We start from the raw sequence: 15,712 nt of genomic DNA on the forward strand, positions 1-15,712 counted from the left end.
AATGCGATAGGGCAATAAAAAACATCGCCCGAAGGCGATGTTTTGGAAGGCTAAATTAAAGACTGTTATTGATAAACAATAAAAGCAATCTTTATGGTTAGTCTATTAAGCGATAACGTGTACAGATGAAGTATTTGTTATAGAGTCAACTAGTGCACCAGCAACCATTACTACTTTATCACCAGCTACCACTAAACCTTGCTCTTTAGCAAAGTCCATACCTAGCTTGTAGAAGCTTTCCATTGAATCTTGTTGCTCAATCACTTTAGCAGAAACACCTTTAGTTAGTGCTAATTGCTGACGTGTTTTAGGGTTACTTGTTAACGCTAAAATTGGCATTGTTGGGAAGTATTTACGTAGAGAACGTGCAGACTTACCAGCGCCAGTTGCAACAATGATTAATTTAGCATCTAGTTGCTCAGCATTTTTAACCGCACCGCTACAGATTGCTTCAGTAATACGTATGTCAGTTTCTTTCTCGTCTAATTTAGGAGGAAGAATGCTGTCTGTACGTGAACAAATAGTCGCCATGATCTCTACTGCTTCTGCTGGGTATTTACCTTTAGCAGACTCACCAGAAAGCATTACTGCATCTGTACCATCGATGATTGCATTGGCTACGTCACCCGCTTCAGCACGAGTTGGACGAGGGTTTTTGATCATAGAGTCAAGCATTTGTGTTGCAGTGATAACTGGCTTACGTGCTTTGTTAGCTTTCTCAATCATCATTTTTTGAGCAAAAATTACTTCTTCAACTGCGATTTCAACACCTAGGTCGCCACGTGCAACCATGATTGCATCAGAAACTGCTAGTATTTCGTCAAAGTTATCAACACCTTCTTGGTTTTCAATTTTAGAGATGATTTGGATCTTTTCTCCACCGTTTGCTTTTAATAGCTCACGAATCTCTAATACGTCTTCTTTCTTACGGATGAATGAAGCTGCGATAAAATCAACACCTTGCTCACAACCGAAGATTAAGTCACCTTTATCTTTTGTCGATAAAGCAGGTAATTGAACTTTAACACCAGGTAGGTTAACACCTTTGTTTTCGCCTAGTTCACCGGTATTGATAACAGTACAAACAACATTAGTATCAGTGATACTTTTTACTGTCATTTCGATTAAACCGTCATCTAATAATACTGTGTTACCAACAACAAGATCTTTTGTTAGATCTTCGTATGTCACTGCAACGATAGTGTTGTTACCAATAATTGTTTGGTCTGTAGACAGCGTGAATTCTTGACCCGCTGTTAGTAGAACATCGTTACCATTTTCTAATTTTACTGTACGTATTTCAGGACCTTTAGTATCTAGAAGAACAGCAACATTTTTACCTGTTTCTTCACATACTTCACGGATACGTGTGATACGAGCACCATGCTCATCAAAATCACCATGTGAGAAGTTAAGACGCATAACGTTCATACCGTTCTCAACTAGTTTTGCTAACATTTCTTTAGATTCTGATTTTGGGCCTATCGTACATACAATTTTCGTTTTTCTCACCGTCTTTTCTCCAAGAGTGATTGTGCTTTTTTACTTACTTTTATTTACTGTTTCTATTCAATTTTATCTTTTTAATTATGCTGCATATTTTACAAGAATTTATTGAAGAAAAATTATTTATAATCAATAAAGCGCTAATAAATGCTGTTTATGTAAATTTATTACATTTTTTTGTGATCTTAGTTAAGAATTATATATATTGGACGATTATTTCGCATAATATTCAGGGCTCTGACCTTAGTTGATTCGGTTAATGCAGACAGAAGTTGTTGCTGATTTTTAACCGGAGTGCGATTAACGGCGATAATGACATCGTTTTTAAGTAAACCTATACGTTCCGCTTCAGACTCTTTCTCAATAGCTAATACATTAACTCCAGGTGTCATTTGTCCCTCTTCTGCATCTTTTAAGGTTGCACCTTCAAAAATCACAATAGGGGCTTTGGCTTGTAAGTTATCATCTTCGCCACCTAATATAACGCTAATGGTTTTAACTTCTTGTTCTTGTAATACTTTTAACGTTATCTCTTTGCCCGCACTGAGAGAGCCAATTTTGGCGCGTAATGCAGCAAAGGATTTAATATTAGAACCATTGATAGCAGTGATAACATCACCGGCTTTTAAACCTGCTTTATCGGCTGCTGAATCAGGTGTGACCTGGTAAATGAAGGCACCATAGTTGACATCTAAATCAAAGCTTTGAGCAAGTTCTGGTGTTACTTCCCCACCTTTAATACCTAATATGCCACGACGAATTTCGCCAAACTCTAGCAACTGCTGCATTAAGTTTTTAACCATATTGGCTGGAATCGCAAATGCAATGCCAATGTTGCCTCCATTAGGGCCTAAAATAGCGGTGTTGATGCCGATTAATTCACCTTTTAAGTTAATTAAGGCACCACCAGAGTTACCGCTGTTAATCGCCGCGTCGGTTTGTATATAGTTTTCTAAATTTTGTAGGTTCAAACCACTACGACCCAGTGCACTAACAATACCAGAAGTGACTGTTTGCCCTAAGCCAAAGGGGTTACCGATAGCAATAGTAAAATCACCGACTTGTAATTTATCGGAATCAGCAAAGGTCATGGCCACTAAAGGTTGCTTGCTGTCGATTTGTAGTAGGGCAATGTCACTTTGTATATCTTGCCCAACGACTTTAGCTTGATACTGGTGACCTGAAATAAGTTTAATTAATATCCTATTGGCATTTTTAATGACATGGTAGTTGGTGATGATATAACCCTGTTCAGCATCTACAATCACACCCGAGCCTAATCCAGAAAAAGCTTGGGTAGGAGCCTCTGGACCTAAAAATTTTAAAAGATCTTGAGCATCTTTTGGTAATAGTTTATTTGCGCCAGTGACGGAAATATCAACTACTGCAGGACTGACTTTTTTAATTAAAGGGGCAAGACTCGGTACATTTTCGCCATCAAGTGTGAGTGGTAATGCAGCGTAATTTGAAGTACTTGTGCAAAGCATAACAATAAGTAATAGAAGTCGAAGTGGCATATTCATTGTAGTTCCTTACTTTTTAACCATGGGGAAAATAGGTTTAAAAAAATTTACTATAAAAGAATATTGAGAACAGAGCAAAGCAATGGCCTTTAATGTGATATTGAATCATATAAGTTTATTTAAAGTACATTTCGCGAGATATCCCGCAAAAATTTATGAAACATAGCAGATGGTACTGTTTAAATGCCCACTAAATATGCTATACAAAGATTAATTTTACTGAATCATTAAGACATTATTGTGACACCACTTGCTCGATACCAAGAAGATTTATTAAAACCCTCCTTTTTTGCAGACTCTGCGCAACTGCAAGCGATTACTATGCTGCAACGTTTATACGATGATTTATACACTAAAGAGACAAAGCCTGCTGTCAAAACCTCTTTTTTACAACGTTTATTTAATAGTAAGAGTGACACGATAAAAGAGATTAAAGGTTTGTATTTTTATGGCGGAGTAGGGCGGGGTAAAACTTATCTCGTTGATCTGTTTTACGATAACATTGAAAGCCCTCGTAAAAAGCGTCTACACTTCCACCACTTCATGTTGCAAGTTCATAAAAAGCTGACCCAATTACAAGGACAAGCTAATCCATTAAAAGAGATTGCAAAACAGTTTGCCAGTGAAACTGACATCATCTGTTTTGATGAGTTCTTTGTTGAAGATATTACCGATGCAATGATTTTAGCGGGTATGTTCGAGGCTTTATTTGCAGAAGGGGTTATTTTAGTGGCGACCTCTAATATCCACCCAGATCACCTTTATCGTAATGGATTACAGCGCGCCCGTTTTCTCCCTGCTATTGATTTGATTAAAACTCATTGTGAAATTTTTAATTTGGATGGTGGAGTGGATTATCGTTTAGGACGTTTAATTGAAGCCGAGGTCTACTACTACCCGTTAACACGCGAGGCAGATAAGCAGATAAAAACTAGCTTTGAAACCTTTGCTAGTGGTAAGCATCATTATAATTCGGTGATCACTATTAATGATCGACCTTTAACGACCATTGCCAAAAGTCACGATACATTGAGCATTGAGTTTAGTGAGTTGTGCGATGGACCACGCAGTGTTCATGATTATATTGAGTTAGCTATTTTGTACCGCACTGTTCTGGTATCGAATATCCCGCAAATGAATGACCAGCATAATGACGTGACTCGTCGTTTTATTGCGATGGTGGATGAGTTTTATGACCGTAATGTTGTATTAATCATGTCTGCAGAAGTGAAAGTCATTGATCTCTACAAAGGCACTCGACTGGCTTTTGAGTTTCAACGTTGTGTTTCTCGTTTATTGGAAATGCAAAGTAAAACCTACCTCAGTAAAGCTCATCATCTTGATATTTAATCATAAATTTAGGCACTTAGATTACCTGTTTAGTTAATAAACAATTTGTGAATGAACACTTGTGAAAAACTTGTTCATAAATATGCAATAAACAGGTGATCTCCAGTGTACTTTTCTATACAATATGGCCGCCCACGTTATCCACCTCCCTATTTTATGGTGGATCTGTTTACGCTAGACGTATTCGAAGGGATACGAAAAGGCGAAAAAATACATTTTAGATTACAAATTTGTAGTCTTACTTTTTTAAATCATTAATTTGGGTATAACTTAATGAAAACTTTTGTTGCAAAACCAGCTGAAGTAAAACGCGACTGGTTCGTAGTTGACGCTGAAGGTAAAACACTAGGTCGTTTAGCTACTGAAATCGCTTTACGTTTACGCGGTAAACATAAAGCTGAATACACTCCGCACGTTGACACTGGCGATTACATTATCGTTATCAACGCAGAGAAAGTTGCTGTAACAGGCAATAAAGCTAAAGGTAAAATTTACTACCACCACACAGGTTTCATCGGTGGCATTAAAGCAATTAGCTTTGAAGACTTAATCGAACGTGCTCCTGAGCGTGTTATTGAAAAAGCTGTAAATGGTATGCTTCCACGTGGCCCACTAGGTCGCGCAATGTACCGTAAATTGAAAGTTTATGCTGGTTCTGAGCATCAACATTCTGCACAGCAACCACAAGTTTTAGACATCTAATAGGAATATAAAACAATGGCAAATCAATACTACGGCACAGGTCGTCGCAAAAGCTCTACAGCTCGTGTGTTTTTAAAAGCAGGTAGTGGTCAAATCACTATCAACAAACGTAACCTAGATGAATACTTCGGTCGTGAAACTGCATGTATGGTTGTTCGTCAACCATTAGTGTTAGTAGACGCTGCTGAAAAATTCGACCTAAACATCACTGTTAAAGGTGGTGGTACTACTGGTCAATCTGGTGCAATCCGTTTAGGCATCACTCGTGCATTAATGCAGTTTGATGAAACACTACGTTCTGAATTACGTGGTGCTGGCTTCGTTACACGTGATGCTCGTAAAGTTGAACGTAAGAAAGTCGGTTTACATAAAGCACGTAAACGTCCACAGTTCTCTAAACGTTAATATCGTTTTACGAATTGCAAAAAAGCCCAGTTTTTTACTGGGCTTTTTTTACTTGTTTTTTAACAAGCTGCACTTTAAGGTTAGTGTACTAACCCTATTAGGAGAAGATCATGTTGAACGAAACCATGGTTCAAAAATTAAATGAACAAATTAACTTAGAGTTTTACTCTTCAAACCTGTATTTACAAATGAGTGCATGGTGTGAAGATAAAGGCTATGAAGGCGCAGCGACTATGTTACGCACTCATGCAACTGAAGAGATGGAGCATATGAACCGTTTATTCACTTACGTGAGTGAAACTGGCGCATTACCGATTTTAGGCTCTATTGATGCTCCTCCTTTTGAATTCAACTCTTTAAAAGAAGTGTTTGAAGAAACGTATAAGCATGAATGCCTTATTACTAAAGAGATTAATGAGTTAACTCACGTAGCTTTCTCTACACATGATTATTCAACGTTTAATTTCCTACAATGGTATGTTGCAGAGCAGCATGAAGAAGAGAAGTTATTTAAAGGGATTTTAGATAAAATTTCATTAGTAGGTGAAGATGGTAAAGCATTATATTGGATCGATAAAGATTTGGCTGAAATTGCAAAAACAGGCGCGACATCTATCATGGATAATAATGTCTAAGTTTTTTAAATAGCTTTCTTTATATTTAAAAAATTGATGACGATATAAGCATGGTCTATGAGCCATGCTTTTTTGTATCTCATCGGATGAGTATGACCAAAGCACATCTAATCTGGTATACTTCTTAGTCTACTCAGGTAATCAAATAAAATTTAAATACTAAAAATAGTATCTATAAGTTATTGTTTTTAATATTACCTTACTTGCACTGAGCTACTTATCTAAGAAAGTATATTGGCGCGATCTTTATTGAACGTCAAGTGCTTCTTTTTTATTTCTCGGCAATGGTGTCACTTTGATGTCATTGCCGTTTGTGTTTTTTAAACACTCAATTTTAACTACTAGGGGTATTCCATGGCTGTAGCTGTAAATAAACGTTCTGTAATGACGTTGTTCTCAGGACCATCTGATTTATATAGTCACCAAACACGTATCGTGTTGGCTGAAAAAGGCGTTAATGTTGACATTACTTATGTTGACCAAGAAAACCCATCTGAAGAGTTAGCTGAAATAACACCAAATAATGATTTACCAACATTGGTAGACCGCGAATTAGTGTTATACAACTCACGCATCATCATGGAATATTTAGATGAGCGTTTCCCTCATCCACCACTTATGCCTGTTTACCCAGTTGAACGTGCAAAAAGTCGTTCTTTAATGCAACGTATTGAAAATGAATGGTACCCATTAGTACCAGTTATTTTATCAGGAGATGCAACTAAAGCAGACGCGGCGCGTGCAACATTACGTGCTAAGATTCTTGAAGTTGCACCTGTATTTGATCACTTTGCATACTTTATGTCTGAAGAGTTCACTATCGTAGATTGTTACATGGCACCGCTACTGTGGCGTTTACCTGAACTGAAAATTGACCTAGGCTATGATAATGTAACAGGCCTTAAGAGTTACATGGTTAAGATCTTTGAACGTGAATCTTTCCAAGCTTCAATGACTGAAACTGAACGTGAAATCCGCGTTGGTGGTTAATCTTTAGATTTTGTAGGTATTTAAAATGTCGGATATGTTAATACAACGCCCTTATTTAATGCGTGCCTTCTATGACTGGATAGTTGATAGTGAATGTACGCCTCATGTAATTGTTGATGCAACAAAACCACATGTTGATGTACCGCAACAGTTTGTTGAAAATGGAAAAATAGTACTGAACATTGGTCCTCGCTCGGTACTAGGTTTTTCATTAGACGATAATGCATTATCATTTAATGCTCGATTCTCAGGTCAACCGACTCAAGTTTATGTGCCTTTATATGCGATTGAAGGTATCTATGCCCGTGAAAATGGTGCTGGTACTATCTTTCCTGAAGAGGAAGCTTATAACGATTTAGAGCTTGGTTTGGATAGCACAGAGAAACAAGTTAAAGTAGAAGAAAAGCCTAAACCATCAGGCAAAAAACCTACCTTGACCGTTGTTAAGTAGCTTAAATGCACAAATACAAAGCCGAGCATTGCTCGGTTTTTTTATGCGTGATGAAAAATGTTAGAAAAATGAGGACAAAAAAGCCGAGTTAAAACTCGGCTCTATTATACCAATCACACTAAGTAACTGTTGTTAAAATAACTTATTGCTTCGTTGTCATTCTCGTAAATGGAATAACTATTAAAGAATTAACATCTTTTAGTTAATTCTCCGATAGACTATTAACAAAGTTAATCGTCGAAAGGCTTAAATTACACCTCGAACTAAGTCATTTTTCCTGCGCAAAATTTAGATTACTTATTTAATACAATTGGTATTACATTAATTGAACTGATCAATGACGTTATGCTATTTCCACCAGTGGTGTTTCAGCAAAGTGTTTTTTAGCAAAAGCGACACGCTCCTCAACACTCATTTTATCGGCGTCTTTAAGGCTTTCAATTAACTTTAAGCGAGGCAGGATACCAGTACCGTTAGCGATTTGAATCGCTAACCCTGGGCGAGCATTAAGTTCTAATAACATAGGCCCTAAATCTCTATCCAGTACCATATCAGTCCCTAAGTAACCCATACCTGACATCTCATAACAGCTAGCTGCTAAATATATTAAACGTTCCCAACGAGGTACATTAAGCAGTTTTAACTCTTTGCCCGTATCAGGATGACGTTCAACGGGCATATCAAATTGTACGGCATTAATTGCTTTACCCGTACCGATATCAATGCCTACGCCAACTGCACCTTGGTGAAGATTGGCTTTACCATCAGAGGCAGCGGTAGACAAACGCATCATAGCCATCACAGGAAAGCCTTTAAAGACAATCACACGCACATCAGGTACACCTTCAAAACTAAAGCCATCAAAGGCACTATCAAATTGAATTAAACCTTCTACAACAGCAACATCTGCACTACCACCAAGACTAAATAGTCCAGCTAGGATATCAGTAACGTGGCGTTTAATTTCAGCTAAGGTCTCTTCATTCCCGTTTGGCTTGTAATAACGACCATTTTCAATCTTGGTGATCACTAGGATCCCTTTACCGCCACTACCTTTTGCAGGCTTGATAACAAAGCCTGGTGTGTTTTCAATGAAGCTAGCCACTTTCTCAACTTCTGCTTGCATTGAGATTACACCTAATAGTGCGGGTGTGGTGACATTCGCTTCACGGGCAATGATCTTGGTCTTTAATTTGTTATCAACCAAAGGATATAGACGGCGTGGGTTATAGCGACCAACGTAACCACTGTTACGTTGGTTCATGCCCATAATGCCTTTTTTTCTAAGTTTAAAAGGACTAGAGAAAAACATTGTTTACTCCTTATCCGCCAAAGGTTTGAAACGGCGTAACTCTAATAAACGGTAGCCAGTGTAACTACCTAAGATCAATACAAGTGACATCACAACAAACTGTAAACCGATAAAGTTAAACATTAAGTGACGGGCCATCTCATTACTCATAATAAAGTAAGCTAATACAGCAACCACTAAACTACCACCACCTTGAGTAAATACTTCTTTAGGGCCTTCTTCTTCCCATAGCACTGACATACGTTCAATGGTCCAAGATAAAATAATCATTGGGAAGAAGGTGATTTTTAAACCTTCCGTTAATCCAAGCTTGTAAGAAAGGACACCGAATAGTGCAATCAATAGAATAACCATGATAATCACCGTGGATATTCGGGAAACCAATAATAAATTTAAGTGGGATAGATAGGATCGGATAAATAGACCGACCGCAACTAATAGAATAAAGCCAATTAAACCGGTTACTAAGCTAGTCTGTATAAAGGCCATTGCAATTAATACCGGCATAAAAGTACCTGATGTTTTTAGACCGATTAGGACACGCATAATAACCACGATTAATACACCTAATGGGATCATTAAGATGCCTTTAAATAAAGATTGATCTTCTATAGGTAAGCTATGTATTGAAAAGTTAAATAGGTGCTCATTATCGGTTTTCTGCAAAATAGCTGCGAGTGCAGGTTGATCCTGTTGAATCATAGAAAAGCTAACTCTTGAGTTCACACCACCGATTAACTCAAGCAGGGCTTTACCACTTTGATCCCATAATAAAAGATTAGTACGGTCTACGGCTTTGATCGTTGATGCATTAAATAAACGAGACTCAATTTCACCATCTTTCTCTTGGAACACTTGAACCAGTGGCTGTAAATGTTGGCGACGTCGTCCATCTTCAAGCACTAATGCACCAATACGTTTGTTGGGTATCTTAGCTTCGTTTAATAACGCCATTAATACATCAGTTTTGGTCGCTTTACCAGATAGTACTAAACTCACATTTTGATTAGGATCTTCAGCATTTAACTGCTTTAACAACTCTCGCGTAAAACTGAAGGCATCGGCACTGGTTTTTAGAGAGTCTTGGATGATATCTGAGCTTGCTGCTAGGTCAGCTGCAACACCAGCACCGCCGTATTCTGTCTCCACAAGCTCAGGCATTTTGTCTATCGCTTGATCTTTACTTTCATCATCAACTAACAGCTGAATATTGTAATACAGGGTCTGTGGGCCATCAGCTTGGCGAATTGTCCACTGTGCCTGCGGGTGACTATCTTCGTATAAAAACGATAAACCATAACCAGGAGACGCCGCATTTTGACTAATTTGAGTAAAACCTGCTTGTGTATAAGGCGTTGTTAATGAAGCTAATATCGCCTTATCAGTAGCATCAAACTCGACCTTAGCATCAATATTCCAAACCGTTCTTGTTTCCCTGGCATCCAAGGGATATCAAAGGCCATATGGCGTTGGATAGTTTGTGTTATACCTAATATAAACAAACCAGCCACTAAGGTGTAAAAGAAAATACGTGCGTTCATGGTGTTCCTTACTATTTATCCTGAGGTTGGTATTTTGGGTGGATATAATCTTGGCTTACATCAACTAAGATAACATCTTGTATAAAACTACGGCCGATCAGGACTGGATAATCCATATGTAGACGATCAGTTAGGGTGAATTCTGATTTATGTGCAACACCACCAATACGAACATGCAATTCCACTACAGGACGACGATCGTATTCACCTGGTTCACTTGATTGTAAGATTTTGACGTAACGTACCACTGGCGCTTCAATGATTTTTTTGTCGCCATCTTTGCTGTGGGTAATATTAAACTTTACCCAATCTTTTCCATCACGTTCAAACTCTTGTATATCAACGGCATTGATTGAAGAAGTAGTCGCGCCTGTATCAATGCGAGCTTTAAAATTTTGTTTTGCTTTAGTAACATAAATCCATTCAGCCTGACCTAATACGGTTTTATCTTGGTATTGAGGGTTTACTGTTTCTTTAGCAACTTGTTTGCTGCTTTTGGCTCTTGATCTTTCGATTAAGATCTTCTGTTGAAGTTCTTCATCAAGTGTTTGTTTCTCTCGCTTGAGTCGTTCTAAATTACTTTTGGCTTCAGCTAACTCAAGTTGCTTCTGCTCAGCATCCACTTTTGATTCTGTTAACGCCGCTTCTAATTCAGTAATTTTAGTTTCTTGTGCTTGCAGGGTTGTTTCAACTTTTTGTGTTTCTTCATCGGTTGAAATAGAGATACATCCAACGGTCAAAAATAGGGTTGAAAGTGTAATGATGGCCGTTCTCTTTAAAAGCATGAAGATTCCTCTAGTACTGGTGAAAAAATAAAAATATGGTATCAGTTTGACACATAAATATCAGTTATAAATTGATAGTAAACTCTCTGAATTTTTTGTTTATTAACCTTTATTTAGCTTATTTGATGACCATTAATATTTTCGAACATAAGACAACCTTTACTCACTAAATCCAGTACCTATTAAATACTTGCTAAGGGGATTTATTACAGGTATTTACAACCAAATTACACATAAAGTAGTGTGATTAATTTTGATGTAATAAGTATCAAAAAAGAGATTTCAAAAACATATGTTGTCTAATTAACCTTAGTGAATTTGCTATAAATTGATGATCGCCACATTGAATACGTAGGTATCATCAATAAAGTTTAAAGTGCGTCATAATAAACTTTATTGGTTGTAATTCGATGACGCATGAATAGCATTGGAGTCAGACTCTATAAAAAAGTTCCTAGGAGATGGCAACTTAATTAGCTTGAGTAAATCATTGCAGCTAATATGGGTTGCCACTGTTATCTAAGATTTTACTTTTAAAGGTCTTTTAATTAATAAAAAAGCACTCAGTAAGGCTAGTAAACAGAAGATAAAGAGCGGTGTTTGACCAACACGCTGATAAGGTGTGAAACCATAAGCAGGTTGTATTTCTTTACGTAATACGGCATCCACATCAGCAGGGAGACGACCTACTTCTTTTCCCATGCCGTCATAAATAGCGGTAATACCATTGTTAGTACTGCGTAATAAAGGCCTACCTAATTCAATGGCGCGCATTCGAGCAATCTGTAAATGTTGTGCTGGACCTATTGAATCTCCAAACCATGCATCATTACTGAGGGTAAGTAGCAGCCCCGTTTTTTCATGTATGTTTTCACGTAATAGTTCAGGAAAAGCAATTTCATAACAGAGCGCTGCTGCCAGTGTGGTATCTGCAAATTTTAAATTCGCTTGATGTGCACCGCCACGTTGAAAGCTAGACATAGGCAAATTGAAATAGGGAGCTAGCGGGCGTAATAAGTTTTCAAATGGAACAAACTCTCCGATCGGTAACAATTGATGTTTTGCGTAACGGTTTGGGCTGGTTTGTGAATAACCTTGATTAGGAGGTAATTCTCCTAACATGATGATGCTATTAAAATACTCATCTTTATTAATATCGTAATTAATAATACCAGTGAGTAACGCTTTATTTTCCTCTTCAAGTTTACCAGATAAGGATTGTAAAAAACGTTGCATATCAATTTCTAAAGCCGCAATAGCTGATTCTGGCCAAATAAGTAGCTCGGGTTGTTGTATATCTACACTCTCAGTTATTGAATCTGTAGAAGTGATATCATTTTGAATGCCTGATAAACCGAGATATTTTAAAATAGAAGGGTACAGATGATCCGGTTCCCATTTTAGCTTTTGGTCTATATTGCCCTGTACTAGTGCTACTTTGATTGGTTTTTGTAATTCAGTAAATGACAACTGTTTTAAACTATAACCACTCATGACGATGGCTAGCATTAAAAGTAAAGCAAATTTCTGAGACTGTTTTAATAGTAATAAAGTTAAACAAGCACAAATTACTACGATGGCTAAGGTAATACCTTGCACCCCTAAAATTGGTGCAAATCCGGCTAGCGGGGTATCTGCATGGCTATAGCCTAAATAAGCCCAAGGAAAACCTGTTAAAAACCAACCGCGAACCCAATCCATTATTAGCCACAAACTTGGGATGATAAGTAATAAACGCACTAGGTTAGATCGAGTGGGGATACGATAACTTAGCCAAAGAGCGGCACTAGGGAATAGGGCTAAGTAAGCACATAAGAGAACAATTAATAAAGCGCTTGCGATAATAGGCATACCGCCAAACCGATCCATACTCACATAGATCCAGTGTAAGGTGGCAATAAACATGGAAAGGTTAAAAACAAAGCTAACTAGAAATAGCTTTTTATGGTGACGTTGGGCTTGCTTTAATAGTAAGAAAATCCCAACAAAGGAGGGATATAACACCCACCATTGTTGAAATGGAGCAAATGCAAATACTTGAATTGTCCCTAACAATGCAGCCACAATTAATTGGCCATACAGAGAAGAGGTAATTTTAGTTAGCATAGGTTTACTCAATCTTTTTTAAGTTCTTTTTTAGTTCTCGAGGTACTCGTACTTGCAGTTGTATTAAGCGACGGTTATCAGCATGTGTGACTTTATACTTGTGCTCTCCAATGGTTATCTTTTCACCACGGCTTGGTAAATGTCCAAACTCATGCAAAATAAAACCACCAATAGTGTCTTGGATTTCTAGATTATAATCGGTTTCAAAAAACTCATTGAAGTCGGCTAATGTGGTAAGCGCACTTACAGCAAAACTACGTTTACCGATTTTGCGAATTTCATCTGCTTCTTCGTAGTCGAATTCATCTTCGATTTCACCGACAATCACTTCTAGAATGTCTTCGATGGTTACCAGGCCTGATACACCACCATATTCATCAACAACGATAGCCATATGGTAACGTTGGCTTCGGAACTCTTTTAACAGGGTATCTAAGCGTTTACTTTCAGGAACAACAACCGCTTCACGTAGGATGTCGTCTATTTTAAAGTCGTCAGGGTTAGAACTAAAACCGTATTGCAGTAGATCTTTAGCTAATAATAGACCGACAATGTGGTCTTTATCTTCAGTGATCACAGGGAAACGAGAGTGAGCTGAATTGATAATTTCAGGTAATAACTCTTCAACAGGTTTGTTTAACCCAAGCGTTACCATTTGTGAGCGTGGGATCATAATATCTCTAACACGTAGTTTAGAGACATCAATAACGCCCTTTATCATTTCTTTGGTTTTTTGATCGATCACTTGGCGGTCTTTTGCGCTATCGATCACGTCTAATAATTCATCTTGGCTTTTAGGTTCACCTTGAAATAGGTTACCTATTTTATCGAGCAATCCTTCTTTAGGTTGCTCGTTACTAGAATGATAATCTTCGGACATTAATTTTATTTACTCTTTTTCGCTTATATAAGGGTCACAATAACCTAACTCAATCATAAGTTCGGTTTCAATGCCTTCCATCACTTCTGCTTCTTCATCTTCAATATGGTCGTAACCTAAAAGATGGAGCGTGCCGTGAATCAGCATATGTGCCCAATGTGAAATTAACGGCTTTTGTTGTTCCGTCGCTTCCTGTTCAACTACTGTTTTGCAGATCACCAAGTCACCTAATAAGGGTAAGGTGATACCTGGTGGATTCTGAAAAGGAAAAGATAAGACATTTGTTGGCTTATCTTTTCCTCGGTAATCAGCGTTTAATTGCTGACTTTCTTCGCAGTCTACAATACGAACTGTCAATTCAGCAAGGTCTCGTTTTTTAGCGCTTGCTTTGAGGATAGCTACACTTACCCATTTTTCCATCTGTGCTAAATCAGGTAAGGCTTGCTGGTCTTCACTAGCAAGCTGTAAATCGACATACAATTCCATTAAGCGTCTCTCGCTTCGCTTTCTGCGATTTCAGCTTTTCTGTCAAAAGCATCGTATGCTTTAACAATACGAGCAACAACAGGGTGACGTACTACATCATCGGCTAAGAAGAAGTTAAAGCTAATGCCTTCATCTACTTCACCCAGTACTTCAATCGCATGGCGTAAACCAGATTTTTGATGGCGCGGTAAATCGATTTGAGTGATATCACCCGTAATAACCGCTGTTGAGTTGAAACCAATACGTGTTAAGAACATTTTCATTTGTTCTGTTGTAGTGTTTTGGCTTTCATCCAAAATTACAAAGGCATCATTTAAAGTACGACCACGCATATAAGCTAATGGTGCAATTTCAATAATGTTTTTTTCAATTAGCTTTTCTACTTTTTCAAAACCTAGCATTTCAAACAGGGCATCGTAAAGTGGACGTAGGTAAGGGTCTACTTTCTGTGATAAATCACCTGGTAGGAAACCGAGTTTTTCACCTGCTTCAACAGCTGGGCGAGTTAATAAGATACGACGTACTTCTTGACGTTCCAGTGCTTCAACAGCACAAGCAACAGCCAAATAGGTTTTACCGGTACCCGCAGGGCCAACACCAAAACTGATATCGCTGCGTAGGATATTGCTAACATATTTAGTTTGGTTTTCACCACGTGGTTTAATCACACCACGTTTAGTCTTGATGGTGAGGCTTTTGAAACCCACTTCTTGAGACTCGACTTTCACTTCCAGTAAGCGATGTTCACTAATCAAGTTTTGTAATGCTAGGTGTACATCTTCATCAGTTAAGCGACCAATTTTGCCTTTAACGGGTTGTGTTTCAATGTACAGGTCGTTAATTAACTCACTGCCAGCTTGCGCATAACGATGCTCACCTACAATTTGGAAGTGTGCATCTTTATAGATGACTTCAACCCCTAAACGGCGTTCAATTTGTTTAATATTATCGTCAAATGAGCCACATAAGACCGCTAAGCGATCTTTGTCGGCAGGAACTAAATCAAGATGAATTGTGGTTAATTTTGTGCTCAAGTATAA

Annotated in this window: 14 protein-coding genes and 1 pseudogene; 6 read left to right on the forward strand and 9 right to left on the reverse strand. The window is 37.9% G+C overall.

Features of this window, described 5'->3' with window-relative positions; all coding sequences use genetic code 11:
* Positions 1-105 precede the first annotated feature (105 nt).
* Both pykF and ACLKL2_RS15845 read right to left on the reverse strand, forming a co-directional pair.
* On the reverse strand, positions 106-1,512 hold the full coding sequence (gene pykF, locus ACLKL2_RS15840; protein ID WP_413692437.1) for a pyruvate kinase PykF: 1,407 nt from the start codon (positions 1,510-1,512) through the stop codon (positions 106-108).
* Between the two features lie 179 nt (positions 1,513-1,691).
* Positions 1,692-3,029: a DegQ family serine endoprotease gene (locus tag ACLKL2_RS15845; protein WP_413692438.1), complete on the reverse strand. Its 1,338-nt coding sequence runs from the start codon at positions 3,027-3,029 to the stop codon at positions 1,692-1,694.
* Between the two features lie 240 nt (positions 3,030-3,269).
* Here ACLKL2_RS15845 and zapE point away from each other — a divergent pair, with 240 nt between their 5' ends.
* From zapE to ACLKL2_RS15875, 6 genes are all read left to right on the forward strand, one after another.
* Positions 3,270-4,379 (forward strand): cell division protein ZapE, encoded by a 1,110-nt coding sequence (zapE, locus tag ACLKL2_RS15850; RefSeq protein ID WP_413692439.1) that lies wholly within the window; start codon positions 3,270-3,272, stop codon positions 4,377-4,379.
* A gap of 273 nt (positions 4,380-4,652) precedes the next feature.
* Positions 4,653-5,081 (forward strand): 50S ribosomal protein L13, encoded by a 429-nt coding sequence (gene rplM / locus ACLKL2_RS15855; protein WP_113820309.1) that lies wholly within the window; start codon positions 4,653-4,655, stop codon positions 5,079-5,081.
* A 15-nt stretch (positions 5,082-5,096) separates the two neighbouring features.
* Positions 5,097-5,486, forward strand: coding sequence for a 30S ribosomal protein S9 (gene rpsI / locus ACLKL2_RS15860; protein WP_113820310.1), 390 nt, complete (start codon positions 5,097-5,099; stop codon positions 5,484-5,486).
* Positions 5,487-5,596: 110 nt separating this feature from the next.
* Entirely contained in the window at positions 5,597-6,121 is a 525-nt protein-coding gene (gene ftnA / locus ACLKL2_RS15865) for a non-heme ferritin (protein WP_113820311.1), read from the forward strand.
* A 354-nt stretch (positions 6,122-6,475) separates the two neighbouring features.
* A complete protein-coding gene (gene sspA / locus ACLKL2_RS15870) occupies positions 6,476-7,111 on the forward strand; it encodes a stringent starvation protein SspA (RefSeq protein ID WP_113820312.1) in 636 nt (211 codons plus the stop codon).
* Between the two features lie 34 nt (positions 7,112-7,145).
* Positions 7,146-7,562 (forward strand): ClpXP protease specificity-enhancing factor, encoded by a 417-nt coding sequence (locus ACLKL2_RS15875; protein ID WP_113820344.1) that lies wholly within the window; start codon positions 7,146-7,148, stop codon positions 7,560-7,562.
* Positions 7,563-7,905: 343 nt separating this feature from the next.
* Here ACLKL2_RS15875 and ACLKL2_RS15880 read toward each other — a convergent pair whose 3' ends face one another.
* From ACLKL2_RS15880 to ACLKL2_RS15910, 7 genes and pseudogenes are all read right to left on the reverse strand, one after another.
* On the reverse strand, positions 7,906-8,874 hold the full coding sequence (locus ACLKL2_RS15880; protein WP_113820313.1) for an alpha-L-glutamate ligase-like protein: 969 nt from the start codon (positions 8,872-8,874) through the stop codon (positions 7,906-7,908).
* Between the two features lie 3 nt (positions 8,875-8,877).
* Positions 8,878-10,415: pseudogene (locus ACLKL2_RS15885) on the reverse strand (inactive transglutaminase family protein).
* Positions 10,416-10,426: 11 nt separating this feature from the next.
* Positions 10,427-11,200, reverse strand: a complete 774-nt coding sequence (locus ACLKL2_RS15890) for a RimK/LysX family protein (RefSeq protein WP_113820315.1) — start codon at positions 11,198-11,200, stop codon at positions 10,427-10,429.
* Positions 11,201-11,719: 519 nt separating this feature from the next.
* Complete coding sequence (gene lnt / locus ACLKL2_RS15895; protein WP_413692440.1) at positions 11,720-13,306, reverse strand: apolipoprotein N-acyltransferase; 1,587 nt, start codon at positions 13,304-13,306, stop codon at positions 11,720-11,722.
* A 4-nt stretch (positions 13,307-13,310) separates the two neighbouring features.
* The gene (locus tag ACLKL2_RS15900) at positions 13,311-14,186 is read right to left on the reverse strand and encodes an HlyC/CorC family transporter (protein WP_413692441.1); all 876 of its coding nucleotides are present in this window, start codon (positions 14,184-14,186) and stop codon (positions 13,311-13,313) included.
* A 9-nt stretch (positions 14,187-14,195) separates the two neighbouring features.
* Complete coding sequence (gene ybeY / locus ACLKL2_RS15905; RefSeq protein ID WP_113820318.1) at positions 14,196-14,672, reverse strand: rRNA maturation RNase YbeY; 477 nt, start codon at positions 14,670-14,672, stop codon at positions 14,196-14,198.
* Positions 14,672-15,706 carry a PhoH family protein gene (locus tag ACLKL2_RS15910; protein ID WP_113820319.1) on the reverse strand — a complete coding sequence of 345 codons (1,035 nt, stop codon included), beginning with the start codon at positions 15,704-15,706 and terminating at the stop codon, positions 14,672-14,674. Before ACLKL2_RS15910 ends, ybeY begins: the two co-directional genes overlap by 1 nt.
* Positions 15,707-15,712: the final 6 nt, after the last annotated feature.

The sequence above is a fragment of the Psychromonas sp. KJ10-2 genome (assembly GCF_047323255.1).
Taxonomy (GTDB): Bacteria; Pseudomonadota; Gammaproteobacteria; order Enterobacterales; family Psychromonadaceae; genus Psychromonas.

Excerpts from the sequence above, each read along its gene's own strand:
- ACLKL2_RS15845 (WP_413692438.1), bottom strand. The coding sequence starts at position 3,029 with ATGAATATGCCACTTCGACTTCTATTACTTATTGTTATGCTTTGCACA.
- rplM (WP_113820309.1), top strand. The coding sequence starts at position 4,653 with ATGAAAACTTTTGTTGCAAAACCAGCTGAAGTAAAACGCGACTGGTTC.
- rpsI (WP_113820310.1), top strand. The coding sequence starts at position 5,097 with ATGGCAAATCAATACTACGGCACAGGTCGTCGCAAAAGCTCTACAGCT.
- ftnA (WP_113820311.1), top strand. The coding sequence starts at position 5,597 with ATGTTGAACGAAACCATGGTTCAAAAATTAAATGAACAAATTAACTTA.
- sspA (WP_113820312.1), top strand. The coding sequence starts at position 6,476 with ATGGCTGTAGCTGTAAATAAACGTTCTGTAATGACGTTGTTCTCAGGA.
- ACLKL2_RS15875 (WP_113820344.1), top strand. The coding sequence starts at position 7,146 with ATGTTAATACAACGCCCTTATTTAATGCGTGCCTTCTATGACTGGATA.
- ACLKL2_RS15880 (WP_113820313.1), bottom strand. The coding sequence starts at position 8,874 with ATGTTTTTCTCTAGTCCTTTTAAACTTAGAAAAAAAGGCATTATGGGC.
- ACLKL2_RS15890 (WP_113820315.1), bottom strand. The coding sequence starts at position 11,200 with ATGCTTTTAAAGAGAACGGCCATCATTACACTTTCAACCCTATTTTTG.
- lnt (WP_413692440.1), bottom strand. The coding sequence starts at position 13,306 with ATGCTAACTAAAATTACCTCTTCTCTGTATGGCCAATTAATTGTGGCT.
- ACLKL2_RS15900 (WP_413692441.1), bottom strand. The coding sequence starts at position 14,186 with ATGTCCGAAGATTATCATTCTAGTAACGAGCAACCTAAAGAAGGATTG.
- ybeY (WP_113820318.1), bottom strand. The coding sequence starts at position 14,672 with ATGGAATTGTATGTCGATTTACAGCTTGCTAGTGAAGACCAGCAAGCC.